General features: G+C 38.6%; 18 protein-coding genes. 8 read left to right on the forward strand and 10 right to left on the reverse strand.

The window, feature by feature from the left end; all coding sequences use genetic code 11:
* Nucleotides 1-194 precede the first annotated feature (194 nt).
* The 9 genes from HWE15_RS14460 to HWE15_RS14500 form a co-directional block, all read right to left on the reverse strand.
* Nucleotides 195-1,943, reverse strand: a complete 1,749-nt coding sequence (locus tag HWE15_RS14460; protein WP_290508261.1) for a long-chain fatty acid--CoA ligase — start codon at nt 1,941-1,943, stop codon at nt 195-197.
* A gap of 473 nt (nt 1,944-2,416) precedes the next feature.
* Complete coding sequence (locus HWE15_RS14465; protein WP_290508262.1) at nt 2,417-4,081, reverse strand: Ig-like domain-containing domain; 1,665 nt, start codon at nt 4,079-4,081, stop codon at nt 2,417-2,419.
* Nucleotides 4,078-4,968: a class I SAM-dependent methyltransferase gene (locus HWE15_RS14470; RefSeq protein ID WP_290508263.1), complete on the reverse strand. Its 891-nt coding sequence runs from the start codon at nt 4,966-4,968 to the stop codon at nt 4,078-4,080. The genes HWE15_RS14465 and HWE15_RS14470 overlap by 4 nt, the downstream gene beginning before the upstream one ends.
* A gap of 4 nt (nt 4,969-4,972) precedes the next feature.
* Nucleotides 4,973-6,838 (reverse strand): tRNA uridine-5-carboxymethylaminomethyl(34) synthesis enzyme MnmG, encoded by a 1,866-nt coding sequence (mnmG, locus tag HWE15_RS14475; RefSeq protein WP_290508264.1) that lies wholly within the window; start codon nt 6,836-6,838, stop codon nt 4,973-4,975.
* A 41-nt stretch (nt 6,839-6,879) separates the two neighbouring features.
* Nucleotides 6,880-7,329 (reverse strand): rRNA maturation RNase YbeY, encoded by a 450-nt coding sequence (ybeY, locus tag HWE15_RS14480; RefSeq protein WP_290508265.1) that lies wholly within the window; start codon nt 7,327-7,329, stop codon nt 6,880-6,882.
* Between the two features lie 2 nt (nt 7,330-7,331).
* Nucleotides 7,332-7,733, reverse strand: coding sequence for an ATP-binding protein (locus HWE15_RS14485; protein ID WP_290508266.1), 402 nt, complete (start codon nt 7,731-7,733; stop codon nt 7,332-7,334).
* 31 nt (nt 7,734-7,764) lie between these two features.
* A complete protein-coding gene (locus HWE15_RS14490; RefSeq protein ID WP_290508267.1) occupies nt 7,765-8,532 on the reverse strand; it encodes an exodeoxyribonuclease III in 768 nt (255 codons plus the stop codon).
* Between the two features lie 2 nt (nt 8,533-8,534).
* Nucleotides 8,535-8,897 (reverse strand): hypothetical protein, encoded by a 363-nt coding sequence (locus HWE15_RS14495; protein ID WP_290508268.1) that lies wholly within the window; start codon nt 8,895-8,897, stop codon nt 8,535-8,537.
* A gap of 7 nt (nt 8,898-8,904) precedes the next feature.
* Nucleotides 8,905-9,246 (reverse strand): carboxymuconolactone decarboxylase family protein, encoded by a 342-nt coding sequence (locus HWE15_RS14500; protein WP_290508269.1) that lies wholly within the window; start codon nt 9,244-9,246, stop codon nt 8,905-8,907.
* Between the two features lie 311 nt (nt 9,247-9,557).
* Between HWE15_RS14500 and HWE15_RS16065 the strand changes: the two genes are divergently transcribed.
* From HWE15_RS16065 to HWE15_RS14530, 6 genes are read left to right on the forward strand one after another with little or no spacing between them, the layout of a single operon-like run.
* Nucleotides 9,558-10,025 carry a ComF family protein gene (locus HWE15_RS16065; RefSeq protein WP_367204029.1) on the forward strand — a complete coding sequence of 156 codons (468 nt, stop codon included), beginning with the start codon at nt 9,558-9,560 and terminating at the stop codon, nt 10,023-10,025.
* Between the two features lie 5 nt (nt 10,026-10,030).
* The gene (locus tag HWE15_RS14510) at nt 10,031-10,555 is read left to right on the forward strand and encodes a YfiT family bacillithiol transferase (protein WP_290508271.1); all 525 of its coding nucleotides are present in this window, start codon (nt 10,031-10,033) and stop codon (nt 10,553-10,555) included.
* A gap of 14 nt (nt 10,556-10,569) precedes the next feature.
* Nucleotides 10,570-11,328, forward strand: coding sequence for an SDR family NAD(P)-dependent oxidoreductase (locus HWE15_RS14515; RefSeq protein ID WP_290508272.1), 759 nt, complete (start codon nt 10,570-10,572; stop codon nt 11,326-11,328).
* 10 nt (nt 11,329-11,338) lie between these two features.
* Nucleotides 11,339-12,766 (forward strand): pyridoxal-dependent decarboxylase, encoded by a 1,428-nt coding sequence (locus tag HWE15_RS14520; RefSeq protein WP_290508273.1) that lies wholly within the window; start codon nt 11,339-11,341, stop codon nt 12,764-12,766.
* Nucleotides 12,767-13,345, forward strand: coding sequence for a hypothetical protein (locus HWE15_RS14525; RefSeq protein WP_290508274.1), 579 nt, complete (start codon nt 12,767-12,769; stop codon nt 13,343-13,345). It abuts the gene before it with no gap.
* 6 nt (nt 13,346-13,351) lie between these two features.
* Nucleotides 13,352-13,804 carry a PaaI family thioesterase gene (locus HWE15_RS14530; protein ID WP_290508275.1) on the forward strand — a complete coding sequence of 151 codons (453 nt, stop codon included), beginning with the start codon at nt 13,352-13,354 and terminating at the stop codon, nt 13,802-13,804.
* Nucleotides 13,805-13,911: 107 nt separating this feature from the next.
* Here the strand turns inward: HWE15_RS14530 and HWE15_RS14535 are convergent, their stop codons facing one another.
* Nucleotides 13,912-14,445 carry an RNA methyltransferase gene (locus HWE15_RS14535; RefSeq protein WP_290508276.1) on the reverse strand — a complete coding sequence of 178 codons (534 nt, stop codon included), beginning with the start codon at nt 14,443-14,445 and terminating at the stop codon, nt 13,912-13,914.
* Nucleotides 14,446-14,520: 75 nt separating this feature from the next.
* Here HWE15_RS14535 and mutS point away from each other — a divergent pair, with 75 nt between their 5' ends.
* Nucleotides 14,521-17,124, forward strand: coding sequence for a DNA mismatch repair protein MutS (gene mutS / locus HWE15_RS14540; RefSeq protein ID WP_290508277.1), 2,604 nt, complete (start codon nt 14,521-14,523; stop codon nt 17,122-17,124).
* Between the two features lie 49 nt (nt 17,125-17,173).
* Nucleotides 17,174-17,971: a LuxR C-terminal-related transcriptional regulator gene (locus HWE15_RS14545; RefSeq protein ID WP_290508278.1), complete on the forward strand. Its 798-nt coding sequence runs from the start codon at nt 17,174-17,176 to the stop codon at nt 17,969-17,971.
* Nucleotides 17,972-18,140: the final 169 nt, after the last annotated feature.

The following is an 18,140-nucleotide window of genomic DNA, read 5'->3' on the forward strand; positions in this document are numbered from 1 at the left end:
TTTTTCAAAAAAAGTTATGCATGCATCACAAATATTTGTTGGAAAAATGGCTTTATTAAAGAATAATTATCTACAAAAAAGGTAATATTTTGGAATAAACAGAATATTAAATAAAAAATCAGCCTATTTCAAAATATAATTTCGATAGGCTGATTTGCCGAGAAAATCAAAGAAATTGATCTGGATCAAATGATTCAACTTTGGTAAAAGGCTTCGATCTCTTGTTGGAACTTTTGATGAATTACTTTTCGCTTTAATTTCATGGTAGGAGTCAGTTCACCTGTGTCAACTCCCCATGGCTGGGTTAAAAGTTTGAATTTTTTGATTTGCTCCCACTTCCCATAATACTTGTTGTAGGAATCCACTTCTCGTTGAAATTTCTCCTGAATATCCGATCTGGAAATCATTTCCTCATCGCTGGTATAAGGAATATCTTTATGCTTACAGTATTCTCTTAATCCATCAAAACTTGGAACAATCAATGCTGCTGGGAATTTCTGCCCATCTCCCACAATGATAATTTGCTCAATCAAAGATGACTCCTTGAATTTGTTTTCCATGGGTTGAGGTGCAATGTATTTTCCTCCGGATGTTTTAAACATCTCCTTTTTACGATCTGTAATCCGAAGAAAATCCCCATCTAGTTCTCCAATATCACCTGTATGAAACCAGCCGTCTTTCAAGACATCTGCAGTCATCTCAGGCTCTCGATAATATCCTTGCATCACATTGGGACCTTTGACCAAGATTTCCCCATCCTCTGCAATTTTTACCTGCACATCTTGCACGATGGTTCCAACCCAACCAATCCGGACTTTATCAGGGGTACTGATTGTCGCCGTTACAACTGGAGAAGTTTCAGTCAAACCATAGCCTTCACAAACTCGAATTCCAGCAGCCCAAAAAACTCTGGCCAATCGAGGTTGCAAAGCAGAGGCTCCGGAATTGATTTGCATAATATTTCCGCCTAAGGCTTCTCTCCATTTCGAGAAAATCAACTTATTGGCAAGCTTGAGCTGGAAATTGTACCAAGAACCCATATCCTTTGCAGGATCATATTTCAGACCCAAATTCAAGGCCCAGAAAAAGAGTTGCTTTTTAACACCGGTTAATTCATATCCTTTAGCAACAATTTTATCATATACTTTTTCGAGCAATCTTGGAACGGTATTAAATAGATGTGGCTGTACCTCTTTTAGATTATCCCCGATTTTATCCAAGTTCTCCGCATAATAAATGGAGAAACCCATGTAGATAAAACAAAAGGATGCTGTTCGCTCAAAAATGTGACACAAGGGCAGAAAACTTAAAACTTTTCCTACACCCTTCTCAGGACTCATTATATTGGAAACCGAAAGTAAATTGGACAGCACATTATGGTGAGTCAACATCACACCCTTTGGTCTTCCGGTTGTTCCCGAAGTATAGATAATTGTAAAAAGATCTTCAGGTTTAACTTTATCCTTTTCAGCTTCTAATTGCGCTAAATCACCATTTTCTCCAAAGTCCATGATAGACTCCCAATGAGAAACTCCAGCCAACTGATCAAAACTATAAATCTCCTGTCCTTTCGCCGCTTGGTTTGCTTTCTCATAAATCGTTGCATCACCAACGAAAATCATTTTCACAGCTGCATGGCCAAAAATATAGGCGTAATCTTCTGAGGAAATAGTGGGATACATCGGAACAGAAATCGCACCTATTTGCTGAAGAGCCAAATCGATAAAATTCCACTCAGGTCTATTTTCAGAAATTATAGCGACTTTATCATCACGTTCAATTCCTTTGGCTAAAAATCCTAGACTTAAACTATCTACAATTTTTTTCAAATCCCGGGAAGAGTAAGTTTTCCATTCTCCATCCTCTTTTCGGGAAAGGGCTACTTCTTTATCATAGGTAGTAATTTGATAGGGAATAAGATCAAATAATCGTTGTAGGTTCATTCGGGTTTAAAATTGATGATCAATCCAATATAGGGAAAAATTAAATTGATTTGAAAAGCCCGTTTTCCACAGTCTTTTTACTCTAATAGAATTAGTAAAATATTTATTTAAAAAACTTAAGATTGTTATTAAGGCTGTTGATATGTGGATAAAGGTCTTCTATTTTTTTCTCCACTTGTTTGTGAGTATTTATTGTGCTTTATTGACAGATTATCCTCATGTTTTCCACACATAAGTTTAATTATATCAAGGAGTTACTTTTTTATAGCTTGTTTTGTGGAAATAAATACTCATTGGAACTGTGATTAAATTGGCTGTTGATTTCTTTGGATCAACTCGTGGAAAAGTACCTAGTTTTCCATACCAAGTTTCAAAAATTTGAGTTTGTCTATAAAGAGTATGGATAACTTTAATTTATCAGGTAATTAACCCACACTTTTCCACAGGAATTTTCTTCCTTTCCACAGATCTTTTTACTCTAATTTTCCAGATTTTGGACTACCCGAAATGATAATTCCTTCATTTGTCCAGCCACTTTTCAAAATAATAGAACCAATAGCACCCGTGTCATCAAGAAAATAGAAGATTCGTTCTGCTTGTCTTCCTTCAAAAAAATTGCTGGGATCCCATCTTCTATTTCCGTTGGTATCCTCTATTACTCGGATTTTATAACTTCCTGCTTCTATTCCAGAGAAAGCAAAATTTGTCTCTTTTTCTAGGTAGCTTTCCCTATATATCACATTTTTTGCATCAATCAGCTGGATTACAAAAGGAGGTGTAGCATTGGTAACCGTCCCACTGACTAGATCCGCTAATGTCTCTTTTTTTATTTGTCGATAATTGGCTCGGAGAGGATCTTCATTGTATTGTCCCTGTACATCTTGGAAGGTTGAATCCAAAGCTGTAAGTGTGAATATTTCTATCCCAAGTGTATCAGTTATTGGAATTCGAAATTCAAGTTCTGTTCGCTTCAAAGAATCTTTAAAGGAGAACATATTCTCTTGGATTTGAATCGTAAAACTTGAATCAACTGGTATAAAAAGTGAATCGGTATTTACCTTTAGAATAGGTTTATTAAAAGTTAAATTCGCTTTTAAGGTATCTGTGAAATTTTTTCCGGAATTGGCTGTTAAGATTAATTCTTCTGGTCTTCGTTCCGATTCAGGAAATTTTGCCCAAATGGTTGTGTCAATTTTATTGGCTACGGAGTCTTCGAGAGATAGATGTACTAATAAACTATCAGTATGAGAAATGGTAGAAAACAAACGAATACGTTTATCTTCTACGGTGTAAAACTTTTCTGTTCCTAATCCAGAGATTTCCAATTCTTCAGCTACTTGGTTTTTATTTAAAACAAAATCATAGCTGCCATTTGCGACGCTTGATCGAGTCAATCTGAAATCGGTTAAATCGCTTGGAGAAAGGTTAAATTGTATGTTATCTATGTCCGAGCTTATAGTAAGTGTATCTAATAGGAAATCGTATGATTCACTTTTAAATTCTGCCTTTGTAGAATTATTGGCATCGAGCCATGCATAAGCTCTATAATTTCCTTCTTTGATATTTTGAATTAGGAAATTTCCCAGACTATCTGGTCTTGTCAAATAATAAGGTGCTGCAGTAAATAGATCTGTTGTATCACTTTCCAGATAGAGACCTATAATTACATTTTTGACATCATTTTGTTGTGAAGGAAAATAATTATTGACTTTTCCGGATAGCTTTAGGCTATCAATAAAATTCCCTGTAGAAAAAACCAATTTCAAATTTTCTGCTGGATTTCCTTCTGATAAGTCTTGTACTGAATTCTGGAAATTGAAAACATATGTGGTATTTTCTTCAAGATCTTGATTCAATTCAATGATTACCTGATTTTTTAAAGAAGAGGTAATGATTTCATCTTTATTTAGCCTTGGAGTGATGATGATATTTTTATTTGGGTTATCCAGCTTGATATATTCATCGAAGGTCAATCGGATCTCTTTCGGGGAAGTATTTAGACTTTGATCAATGGGATTGGATTCCAATAAAACTGGTGGTTCCTCATCTCTAGGTCCCCCTAATGGAGAGCTCTGCTTTGCACATTGTGAAAACAGAATCAAGGCGAAAAAGCTATATATCAAATGGAAGCGTTTCACTTTTTTCTCAGGATATATAAGATACTTGAATAATTACCCGTTGTTTTTGCTTGCTTGTTTGATTTAACCCCGGATATAAATGCCTGGACCAAATGGTTAAAATTGGCGGCTGATTTATTTTGGTACTTTTCTGAAAGCAAAGAAGCATAATAGCTGTCAAATACCATGGATTTTTGTTCTAGGATTTCCAGCTCGTATTGCTTTGCTAAATAATCAACAGTCTCTGGGCCAAAGTGGTAAAGATGTCGAGGTACATCCCATCCAGCCCAAAATTCAGCATATTTTTTTGCGTCAGAAGATTGATGATTTGGCAATGCTAATATTATGTAACCATTTGATTTTAAGTGATTTATAATATTTTTTAATGCTTTTCGCAGACCGTGAATATGTTCTAGAACATGAAAAAGGGTTATTACATCATATTGTTCTTTTTCAGGGATCTTTTTCAGGTTTTTGAAGACATTATCGTCCAATTTTTCCTTTGCTAATCTTCTAGCCTTCTTATTGGGTTCAATACCTACAACCTGCCATCCTTTTGCTTTGAAGAAGTTCAATAGTTCACCGGTTCCGCACCCAATATCCAAAATGCTTTTTCCAGTATTGAGTTTATGGATTAAGTGGTATTTCTTCGATATGTTAATCTTTCGAACTTGATTATAAATTTTCTGGACGAGACCTTTTGATTCGTCTTGGTGGGAATAATATTCTGGAAACTCGTAGTATGTACCAATTTGCTTTTCGTCAGGTCTTGGGTTAGTAAAAATAAGTTGGCAATCCTGGCATTTACATAAAATGAAATCTTCTTGGGTCACTGCCCAATCTTTTATACTTGAATAGTTAAGAAAATGCCCACTTTTGCAAAGCGGGCATTTGGTCAATCGTTCCATCATTTTATCTTCCTAGATAAACCGTGAGAATTGAAAGGTCTGCTGGAGACACACCGCTGATCCTAGATGCTTGGCCCAATGTCTGAGGTCTAATCTTATTAAGTTTTTGTCTTCCTTCTGCTGAAAGTGCTGGAATGGTAAGATAATCGAATTTAACTGGGATTTTATAATCTTCCATGTTTGCTAATTTTTCGACCATTTGCCTTTCCTTTTCTATGTAGCTATTGTACTTTATCTGGATTTCAGCTTGTTCCAATGCTTCCTTTCCAAATCCCTCCAAGTAAGTTCTGAGGTTTGAATCAATTTGTTTTAATTCCTCAATACCGATTTGAGGTCTTTTCAAAATCTTCTCAATACTTGTTTTTTCCTTAATTGGAGCAGTTCCTATTGCTTCTAATGCTTCATTCGATTCTATAGGATCTAGCTTTTTCTGTTTCAAATCATTTATTAGTCTTGCTGTATTCTCCTTTTTCTCAAGGACCTTGTCATAACGCGATTGTTCTGCCAAACCTATGTTATAGCCTTTTTCAGTCAATCGGATATCTGCATTATCTTGTCGAAGTAACAATCGAAATTCCGCTCTTGAAGTAAACATTCGATAGGGTTCTTCAGTCCCTTTATTGATCAGATCATCGATAAGTACACCGATGTAGGCCTCTGATCGCTTGAGAATAAATGGATCCTTTTCCTGAACTTTTAAACTGGCATTAATTCCGGCAATAAGGCCTTGTGAACCGGCTTCTTCATATCCCGTTGTTCCATTAATTTGACCAGCGAAATAGAGATTTTCCACCAATTTAGTTTCCAAGGTTAGATTTAATTGAGTAGGTGGAAAGAAGTCATATTCGATGGCATAACCAGGTCTAAACATTTTAGCATTTTCAAAACCCGGAATTTGCCTTAAAGCCTTGTATTGGACATCTTCAGGCAAGGAAGTAGAAAAGCCATTGACGTAGATTTCTACGGTATTCCAGCCTTCTGGCTCTACAAAAATTTGATGTCGTTCGCGCTCTGCAAATCGATTTATTTTGTCTTCAATCGAAGGACAATAGCGTGGGCCTAAACCCTGAATTCTTCCATTGAACATGGGAGATCGGTCAAAACCCGTCTCCAAAGTCTCATGGACCTCTTTATTTGTATAGGTTATCCAGCAGGTTCGTTGTTCCGTTAAGGGTTTTGTTTCGTCAGAATAGCTGAATTGCTCTGGGTTTTCATCCCCATATTGGACTTCCATTCTACTGTAATCCAAGCTTCTGCCATCTACTCTTGGTGGTGTCCCTGTCTTCATTCTTCCTGCTTCAAAACCCAACTCCACCAATTGTTCTGTAATTCCTCTGGATGCAGATTCTCCTGTTCTTCCTCCTCCAAATTGTTTTTCACCTATGTGAATGATGCCATTGAGGAATGTTCCATTGGTTAAAACCACTGATTTTCCAGGAATTTCTATTCCCATACCTGTGCGAACACCCACTACTCTTCCTTCTTTGACAAGAATTCCAGTTACCATTTCTTGCCAGAAATCCACATTAGGGTTTTGTTCTAAGGCCAATCTCCATTCCTCTGCAAAGCGCATTCTATCATTTTGCGTTCTCGGAGACCACATAGCTGGTCCTTTAGAGCGGTTGAGCATACGAAACTGAATCATGGATTTATCTGATATAATTCCAGACATTCCACCTAAAGCATCTATTTCTCGCACTATTTGCCCTTTGGCTACACCCCCCATTGCTGGATTGCATGACATTTGGGCAATGGTATTCATATTCATGGTACACAAAAGTACCTTTGAACCCATTTTTGCTGCGGCATGAGCTGCCTCACAACCTGCATGTCCTGCGCCGACTACAATTACATCGTACTGGTTAAACATCTTTGTTTTATTTACCTGTTCCACGTGGAACATTACTCTTTTTAATTTCCAGTTCCACGTGGAACATTGATTTTATGAAATAAATCAATGGCTAAATTTTCTTTCGATCGCATCAAGGATGCATCTTCTTTTTTCTTGTCCTTATATCCCATCAGATGAAGTAGTCCATGACTGATTACTCGACTTAGTTCATCCTCATTACTGCTATGGTGTGTTTTGGCATTATCGAATACACGATCAATGCTAATGAAAATATCGCCTTCTATTTTTCCTTTTTCATCCGAATTGTCAAAGGTGATAATATCCGTAAGGGTATCGTGGTTTAGATAATCGACATTGATTTGGTGGAGATACTCGTCAGAGCAAAAGATGTAATTCAATTCAATGATTTTAAATCCTTCCCCACTTGCGATTTCTTTTAGCCAGCGTTTCCTTGTTAATTTATTTGGAAGTTGGAAGCGAATATCCTCGGTAAAGAAATGAATGGCCATGCTTAATCCATGTAAAAGGATAAAACCGTTTTTTTTCCACCCTCTTCGAATTTTAATTCATCACTTAAATGTCTGATGAGAAAAATTCCTCTTCCTCCTATTTTTTCGATATTCTCTGGAGCGGTTGGATCTGGAAGGTTTTCATATTCAAACCCCTCTCCTTCATCTTCTATTACAAAAAGCAGCTTGTCTTCTTCTGCTTTTAGTTCTAAATGGACCAACTTTTCCTTATTCCCCCTATTTCCATGAACAATAGCATTGCTAATACACTCTGTCACTGAAATCATGATGTTGCCATAGATATCGTCATTGATTTCAAAACGCTCTCGCGCATTGTCTATAAAGCTTTCAATGATTTTTACATTCTCAATCAAAGAAGGAATAGAAATTTTTATTGAGTTCATTTTGAATATTGACTTTTAGCAACAACTAGTATTATTTTTCATGTAATTCTAAACTAATCGGACAATGGTCCGAATGGATTACATCCGGCAAAATACCTGCACTTTTCAAACGGCTTTCCATAGGTTGAGTTGCCATGTGATAATCAATACGCCAGCCTAAGTTTTTATTCCTTGCGTTAGCACGGTAACTCCACCAGGTATATTGATGAGGATCTGGGTTGAAATGACGAAATGTATCAATGAATCCAGATTCCGTAAACTTATCCATCCAAGCCCGTTCTTCCGGCAAAAAGCCGCTGGAATTCTTGTTGGATATAGGGTTGTGAATGTCTATTGGTTTATGACAAATATTGTAATCACCACTCAGGATTAAATTCGGAAATTCCTGTCGTAGATCCTGCATGTATCCATAGACATCGTCCAGAAATTCATATTTGAAGTCCTGTCTGATATCACCAGTAGTTCCTGAAGGAAAGTAGGCAGAAATAAAGGAGAAATTTTCAAAGTCTGCACGAATCATTCTTCCTTCTTGGTCATATTTCTCCAACCCCATCCCATATGCAACATTTTTTGGAGGAATCTTGCTGAAAATTGCTACTCCGGAGTATCCTTTTTTTTCTGCTGGAAACCAATACAATTCATAACCCAAGTCTTTGAAAATGGAAGTATCTACTTGGTTTTCATGAGCTTTAAGTTCCTGAATACCAATGATGTCTGGGTTTTCTTCCTGGAGCCATGTTGCAAAACCTTTATTCAAAGCAGCACGGATTCCATTTACATTGTAAGAGATAAGTTTCATTTCTATTCGATTTCCAGTTGGTATTCTTTTTCGAAATATTCCAACACTTGGATTTTCAGTAATTTTTCCTGTTCTAATAAATCAAAATGCGGAAGTTCACGAATTAGTTTCCAATGAGGCCATCCATCCTGATCTACATATTCCAGTTCATAATAACCGGCATAACTTAAGACTTTGCAGATAGCAATGTGCATTAAGTCCTGCTTTTCTTCCTTTGAGAAATGCTTGGTACCTTGTCCAAGTTCCTGAACACCAATGAGAAAGAGCACTCCATTGAGATCTTTGGGTTTCTTTCCAATCGCTTCCTCAAGTCCGAGCAATAGTCTTCCCCATCTTTTTTCTAAATCAAGATCTCTTTTGAACATACCTTACTTATTGATTTTCAAGTTCTTCCCAGAATTCTACAGCTCTCCGGAGATGAGGGATTACAATAGATCCTCCAATTAAAGTAGCGATCGAAAATACCTCGAATATTTCCTTTCGATTTACTCCTGACTTGAAGCATTGTTCCAAATGGTATTTGATACAATCATCACATCTTAAAACCATGGAACAGGCCAAACCGATCATTTCTTTGCTCTTGACATCCAAGGCACCTTCACTGTACGCATTGGTGTCCAAGTTGAAGAACCGTTTGATCACCTTATTGTCCTCTGCCAAAATCTTCTCGTTCATTTTGGCTCGGTAATCGTTGAATTCCTCCAATAAACCCATTAAATTAACCTATTAGTGTTGAATAATCTGCAAATATACAGCATTCCTGTATGACCCATGAACAACAGCGTTTTAATACCAAGCGTTTCCCTTTTTTCAAGGAATTTTTAGATTTAATTTTTCCTCAAAATTGTCACTACTGCGGAAGGAATCTTTTTGATTGGGAATTTTGTCTTTGTTCACCTTGTAAAAATAGGCTTCCGGTGGCCAGTTATTATCTGAGACCAGAGGACAACGAGCTTACCCAAAAGTTGCAAGGGCTTTGTCCGGTTTCAAAAGCCATCTCTTTTCTTAAATTTTCCCGTAAGGGGATGAGCCAAAGTCTCCTTCACCAACTGAAATATCGAAATAAACCGCAAATCGGTCAGTTCTTGGGAAATTCTTTTGGAAAGCTCTTATTGAAACAGCCTTATGCTATAGATTGGGATATGATTGTGCCCGTTCCACTCCACAGACAAAAGTTACATCGAAGAGGGTACAATCAATCCGAAACATTTGCCAAAGGGATTGGGGAAGTACTTCAAATACCTGTTGAAAAGGTGTTAGAGCGATCAAAATGGACAGATACCCAAACCAACAAAACGCGATTGGAGCGAATTGATAACGTTTCAGGCGTATTCGAAATTCAACCCAATCAACCAGTTTATCAACGTCGAATTCTTTTGGTGGATGATGTATTGACTACCGGTGCTACACTTGCTGCTTGTGCCAATATTCTATGGAAGAATGGCGCAAAAACAGTAGATTTGGCTACCATAGCCGCAGGTGGCGGAGTCTGAATGATATGATTGACATCGAATTTCTTAAATATCCTATCGGTCGCTTTTCCATTCCGGAGCAACCGGACCTTCAGGAAGCTTTGGATCAAATCAAAAGACTTCCAGATAACCTACAAAAAGCAGTTCCTAATTTAACTGATTCACAGCTGGATACCCCTTACCGGCCCGGTGGTTGGACTGTAAGGCAGGTCGTGCACCATCTTGCGGATAGCCATATGAATGCTTTTATCCGATTCAAACTGGCTTTAACCGAAGAAAACCCCATCATTAAACCTTATGATGAGGTTGCTTGGGCTATGCTACCCGATAGTCAATTGGAGATTGCTTCTTCTCTCTCACTTTTGGCGAGCCTACACTACAAATGGTCTGTGGTTATGGAAAATATGGATGAACAAGATTTTAGCAAAACTTATTTTCATCCTGGGAGTGGGCAAACGCAAAAACTTTCGGAAGTAACGCATATGTATGCCTGGCATGGCCAGCATCACTTAGCTCATATCCAGCACTTAGCACTTCGTGAAAAATGGTAAACGCCTAAAAAACTATGAAGATTTCTCTAAAAGGTCAGCGAATATTGGTTACCGGAGCTTCCCGGGGAATTGGCCGAGCAATTGCGAGACAACTTTCTGAATCTGGAGCTGAAGTAATTATCCACTATAATTCCAACCAGAAAGAAGCTGAAAGCTTGCAAAAGCAACTAAAAAACCCAACGTATTTGGAAGGATGTAACCTTGCGGATGCTGAGAAAGTAGTAGGTTTTATCCCAAAAATTGTCAAGAAATATGGCCCTCTGACAGGTTTAGTGAATAATGCGGGCATTTCCCCTGCTGCTCCGGATAGTTTATCTACCAAAAAATGGCTAGAAATCTGGGATAAAACTATGGCGGTAAATGCGACAGCGGTGGGAATTCTTTGCAAAGAATTTGTAGATCAAGCTAAAAACCAGGGTGAAGGAAGAATTGTAACGATTTCTTCAAGAGCTGCTTTTAGAGGAGATACGACGGATTATTTAGCCTATGCTGCTTCCAAAGGGGCTTTGGTCAGCTTGACCCGGTCTATTGCCCGCCATTATGGGAAGCAAGGAATCAAAGCCTTTTTGATCGCTCCTGGATTTACCCGGACTGATATGGCAAATCAGATTTTGTCTGAATATGGGGAAGAGTTTGCCCTGAATGACATTGCCTTGAATAAATTAACGCAACCAGAAGATATTGCTCCGATGGTGACCTTGCTTTGTTCGGGCTTGGCAGACCACGCTACTGGAACATCCATAGATATCAATGCAGGTTCGTACGTCCGATAGGAATTAAATCATGGATAAAGAGGATTTTAGAAAATATGCCCACCAGTTGGTGGACTGGATGGCTGATTATTTGGAGCAAAAAGAGAATTATCCTGTAACTCCAAACACAAAGCCGAGAGAAATTTATAATCAGCTGCCAACTGATGCGCCTGAAGATTCTGAGTCTTTTGAAGCTATTTTTCAGGATTTCCAACAACTCATTCTTCCTGGAATGACTCATTGGCAACATCCATCCTTTTTTGGGTATTTTCCGGCAAACAATTCAGAACCCTCGATTTTGGCCGAAATGCTCATGGCAACTCTCGGAGCACAATGCATGTCTTGGCTTACTTCTCCTGCGGCTACCGAACTTGAGGAACGTGTCTGTGACTGGCTTCGAGACGCCAAAGGAATCAGCTCTGCTTGGAAAGGGGTCATTCATGACACAGCTAGTACAGCTACTTTGAGTGCAATTTTGTCGGCACGAGAACGAAAATCTGCCTGGAAGATAAATGAAGAGGGATTTGATGGAAAAGAACGTTTCCGTATATATTCTTCTGCTCATGTGCATTCTTCCATTGACAAAGGTGTACGTATTGCAGGTTTGGGAGTAGATAATTTGGTCCGCATTCCAGTGGATGAAAAATTTGCCATGATTCCCAGTTTACTGGAAGAAGCAATCCAAAAAGATCTCGAAAAGGGATATACGCCTTTATGCGTTGTTTCGGCTTTGGGAACGACTTCCAGTACAGCAATAGACCCTATTGGGGAAATCAGCAAAATCACCACTCGCTATGGTCTTTGGCATCACATCGATGCTGCCTATGCAGGAACAGCTTTGCTTCTTCCGGAATTTCAGCACCTTATTGAAGGGCATGAGCTAGCAGATTCTTACGTATTCAATCCACACAAATGGATGTTTACCAATTTTGATTGCACGGTTTTATTCCTGAAAAACCCAGAAGACTTAATCAAAACCTTCTCGCTCACACCTGAATATTTGAGAACGCAACTTGATCGAGAAGTAAATAATTACCGTGATTGGGGAATACAATTAGGTAGAAGATTTCGAGCCTTGAAATTGTGGTTTGTGATTCGAAGCTATGGTTTAAATGGAATCCGCCAAAAATTAAGAAATCATATACAACTTGCCCAGAAAGCAAAAAGCTGGATAGAATCGGAAGAAGGGTTGGAAATCTTAGCACCGGTTCCCTTCAATACCATTTGTTTCAGGCATAATATGACTGACCATTCTCTTGAGGAGATGAATGCCTTTAATGAGAAATGGATGAATACCGTGAATTCCACCGGAAAAGTTTTTTTCACGCATACGAAATTGGAAGGAAAATTTGTCATCCGATGGGTTATTGGGCAGACTGATGTGGAAGAAAAACATATCCAAGCTGCTTGGGTTTTATTGATGGAAACTCGAAAGAAATTACTCCAACATTTTGACTAAATGCCCTCCAAAGACCCTGTTTTTACCCCTGAGTTAATCAAGATTTTGAAGATTTTCGGGTTGGCTTCTGTGGTCTTGGTGGTATTTCTTTCCTTTTTTGATTCCTATCGAGCGAATAACTCTGGGGAGGATACTACATTTCGGATGACATCAGCCTCCCGCCTATTTTTCTTGAATCTTAAAGCTCTTAATTATGAACAGGAAGTTCGCAAAGATGCCGGTATGGTACTATATAGGCATAAAGGATTTTCAATGAGTTCGGACATTCCCAGCACATTTTTGGTTTTAATTTTGAATACTCCCAAGGATGAAAGCTATCTCTACATTGAGCCCCATTTATTGGATTGGCCATTTTCGATCTTGGCATTGCTTGGCCAAAATGAACAAATTCTTTCATTAGAAAACGGGAATAAATATGATCATTTGAAGCAAGTCACGAAGCTATATGATTTGGTACAGCAAGAAGCAGAATTCTATCTACTTGTCTCAGATCAAAAAATTCCTCTTTGGCAAACGGATTCTGAAAAAGAAGCCGTCATATCAACATTTGAAGATTATTTTCGGATCATAGAAAATTAAAGAACCATGACATCAAACTCCAACTTGGATTTTTTTAAATCACAAATAGGAAAAACGCTGGATAAGGGGCCTTCAGGAGCGGGTAATTGGTTAGCTGGTGTGCTACTTGAAGTGGAATTAGGCTATGCGAAAGTTTCGTATGAAATCCGTCCCGATATGTGTAATCCTGCTAAAATCCTTCATGGAGGTATTGCTTCGCTGATGATGGATGATGTGATTGGAATGGCCAATTTTATTACGGAGTCTGAGTTTTTAATGACGACGATCAACTTAAATGTTGATTTTCTTTCGTCTGTTAAATTGGGTGAAAAAGTAGAAGTTTCTGCCAAATTGGTTCGAACCGGAGCAAACCTGAATCATTGGGAATCCGTTATCCGAAAAGAATCTGGAAAGATCGTAGCGAAGGCTAGTTCTAATATGATTAAAACCCACAAAAGACTAAGCGATTTAGGATTTTAAACTATTTAAAATTTAATTTTATCAAATTCAAAAAACTGCTTTATTGAATAAATAAGCCTTATTTTACTTTGGAGGTCTTTTGATTTCTGATACCGATTTTTGCAAGACTAGAACTGCTCAAGCTTTACCATAAAATCCCAAAGCGTGATTCCCATCGTTACGGCTATGTTGAGTGAGTGCTTGGTCCCCAATTGAGGGATTTCCAACACATGGTCACAGGCTTTTAATACCTCTTCTTCTACTCCAAATACCTCATTTCCGAATACCAAAGCATATTTACATTCTTTCTGAGGATGGAATTCATGCAAAAAAATGGATCGGTCTACTTGTTCTAGTCCGCAAATTTGAAAACCTTCTTTCTTTAGCTTTTCTATTGCTTCTAAAGTACTGGAGCAATACTCCCAATCTACAGATTCCGTTGCTCCCAAAGCGGTTTTTTGAATATCCCGATGGGGTGGTTTGCCGGTAATCCCGCAAAGGTAGATTTTCTCGATTCGAAAAGCGTCTCCTGTTCGAAAAGCAGATCCTACATTGTTAAGGCTTCGGACATTATCCAATACCAAGCATAAAGGAGACTTTTGGGTTTCTTTAAACTCTTCGACAGAAAGCCGTTCGAGTTCATCCATGCTTAATTTCTTCATCTTTTTTGAACTACCTTGCTTATGGATTAATTTCAGCTTTTATTCAATCCCCAAAAATAACAGAATTTAGTAGGCATGAGTAAGTCCAAAGATGGCAAGGAAACACCCTTAATGAAGCAATACAATGCAATTAAAGCGAAACATCCGGGTGCTTTGTTGCTTTTTCGAGTGGGAGACTTTTATGAAACATTTGGGGAAGATGCAATCATTGCCAGCAAGGTGCTTGATATCGTCCTTACCAAACGGGCAAACGGAGCGGCTTCTCATATAGAACTAGCAGGTTTTCCGCATCATTCGCTAGACACCTATCTTCCAAAATTGGTTCGGGCAGGAAACCGAGTAGCTATCTGTGACCAATTGGAAGACCCTAAATCCGTCAAAGGTATTGTTAAGCGCGGGGTAACGGAATTGGTGACTCCCGGACTTTCTTACAACGACCAAGTTCTTGATACTCGTAAAAATAATTATCTAGCATCCATCTATTTTGGAAAGGATAAGCATGGAATAGCCTTCCTTGATGTTTCCACGGGTGAGTTTATGTGTGCGGAAGGAAGTCCGGCTTATCTTGAAAAATTACTACAAAGCTTTGCTCCCTCAGAAATCATTTATTCGAAGGCAGCCAAGCAGCAGGCTTCCGAATTGATTAAAAATGACTTTATCACGTTTCATTGCGAGGATTGGGTTTTCCAGTATGATTTTGCTTATGAAAAACTAAAAAATCATTTCGGAACGGCTAGTTTGAAGGGTTTTGGTGTAGAAGACTTGGAAATGGGAACAGTCGCTGCTGGTGGGATTCTTTATTATTTGGAGGAAACTGAGCATAAAGAAATTCAGCATATTTCAGCGATTTCCCGAATAGCAGAAGAAAAATATGTCTGGTTAGATAAGTTTACCATCCGAAACTTGGAATTGGTATTTCCTCAGCACGAAGGTGGCGTACCACTTATTCAAATATTAGATCAGACCGTCACCCCCATGGGCTCGCGGATGATGAAAAAATGGATGGTCTTGCCTTTAAAGGAAAAGGGACCTATTGAAGAACGACAAAACGTTGTCGATTTTTTCTTCCAAAATTCCTTTCTGATTGATGAGATGCTTTCTCACCTCCGATTGATTGGAGACTTGGAGCGCTTGATTTCGAAGGTTGTGGTTGGCAGGGCCAATCCGAGGGAAATGAATCAAATCAAGCGCGCCTTGAAAGCCTCTTTGCCTATCAAGGATCTCCTGAAGCAACAGAATAACCCGACCTTGAAGCGCTTAGCAGATCAGATTCACTCCTGTGAATTTCTTCTGGAAAAAATCGATCGTGAACTTCAAGAAGACGCTCCCATGCTCGTGCATCAAGGAGGCGTAATCAAGGATGGAGTAGATCCAGAACTGGATGAGTATCGTTCTTTGGCGAGCAAGGGGAAGGATTTTTTGGTACAAATTCAGCAGCGGGAAGTTCAAAAAACAGGAATTTCTTCCTTGAAAATAGCCTACAACAAAGTCTTTGGCTATTATTTGGAGGTCACACATGCACATAAGGACAAGGTTCCCCAAGAATGGATTCGAAAGCAGACCTTAGTCAATGCTGAGCGCTACATTACCCCCGAACTCAAGGAGTATGAGGAAAAAATCCTGAATGCAGAAGAGCGCATGGTTGCTCTGGAGCAAAAATTCTTTGCCGCTTTAGTGGAGGAGGCTGCCCAGTATGTAACTCAAATCCAGCAAAATGCCCGTGTGATCGGAACCTTGGACGCATTGCTCTCTTTTGCACAAGTGGCATTATCCAATCACTATGTCAAACCAAAGATTGCTGAAACGGATAGCTTAGAAATCAAAGATGGACGACACCCTGTCATCGAAAAGCAACTACCCCCTGGCGAAGACTATGTTCCCAATGATATTTATTTGGACCATGAAAGCCAGCAAATCTTAATAATTACCGGGCCCAATATGGCAGGTAAATCTGCATTGCTCAGACAGACTGCTTTGATTGTGCTGATGGCGCAAATGGGAAGTTTTGTGCCGGCCTCTTTCGCACGAATTGGAATTATTGACAAGGTCTTCACCCGTGTCGGTGCATCAGATAATTTGTCAAAAGGCGAATCTACCTTTATGGTGGAAATGACCGAGACGGCAAGTATCTTGAACAACCTTTCCGACCGAAGTTTGGTGTTGATGGACGAAATCGGAAGAGGTACCTCTACCTATGATGGGATATCAATTGCTTGGTCCATTGTCGAATATTTGCACAATCATCCAACATTCAAGGCAAAAACCCTATTTGCTACCCACTATCATGAACTCAATCAACTGACAGAGGATTTTCCGAGAATAAAAAACTTTAATGTTTCAGTTAAGGAAGTAGGCAACAAAGTCATTTTCATGCGGAAATTAAAACCAGGAGGTAGTGAACACAGTTTTGGTATTCATGTAGCACAAATGGCTGGAATGCCGAACCCTATTGTTTTACGGGCTTCTGAGATTATGAGTCACTTGGAAAAGGACAAAGACTTGCAAAAAGGAAAGGATCAATTGAAGTCCGTTCCAAAAAACAATTATCAATTAAGTCTCTTTGAAATGGATCCTAAATTTAAAGAAGCGAAGGAGCTTTTAGACCAAATTGACATCAATACGATTTCTCCAATCGAGGCACTTTTAAAACTTCATGAAGTAAAAAAGAAACTCGATTAATTTTGTAGATAATTCATATATTGATTCAAATGTAATTCCCAGATGCATTATGGATAAGGTATTATTAAAGGACCTTAAAAAACAGGATAAATACACAAAATTTTTTCAAAAATGGGCAGAGCAGGAGTTTGAAACTCACCCCAACGAACGGATGCTCATTGATAACCTTGAAACCCTCAGTCAGAGTATTGGTTTACGGGAAGGCTTGGTAATAGCCTGTTTTGATTATCGTAATTTGAATTTGGCTTTTTTTACTGGTGAGGTGGAAAAAATAACAGGCTATCCCGAATCAATTTTTCGAAAAAAGGGCATGGAAGCATCCTTTGCCATGCTTCATCCGGAAGATCGGGAGGAGATGTTCAAGTTTCAAAAGATTGTTTTTGAAAATTTTCATCAGCTTTCTTTAAAGGAACGCCACACTTTTGAGTTTTCCTATATCACTCGATGGGTGCATCGCACAACCCAGGAAATTAAATGGGTGATGGCAAAAGTCCGTCCTTATTTAATTGACGAAGCGGGTAATTTTGCGATGGATTTGCATATAATTTTTCAAATGCAGACTCCTCCAAAACTGAAATCCTACGATTGGACTTATTCTTACATTCAGGATGATGGTACCAGGGTTCTAGTCACAAAAGACTCTCCTAGCAATAAGGAAATCAAGCTGACCAAAAAAGAAAAAGAAATTATCAAGTTGATTTTGGATGGCAACTCTTCCAAAATGATCGCTGACCAATTGAATATTTCTGCAAACACAGTTGCTACTCACCGAAAGAATATTCTTCGAAAATTGGGTGCAAAAAATATGGGAGAGATGGTTAAAATCGTGGCTTCTTACGATTTTTAGAACTTCTATTTTGATCCAGGAGAAAAATTGGAAAAAATTCCTGATTGAAATATTGTAAAAATCCCAAGTAGCCGTACCTTTGCATCCACAAACGGCTCGATTGGACGAATCGAGAATGAAATAAGCGAGAGTAGCTCAGTTGGTAGAGCACAACCTTGCCAAGGTTGGG

The sequence above is a fragment of the Algoriphagus sp. genome (assembly GCF_013373065.1).
Taxonomy (GTDB): Bacteria; Bacteroidota; Bacteroidia; order Cytophagales; family Cyclobacteriaceae; genus Algoriphagus.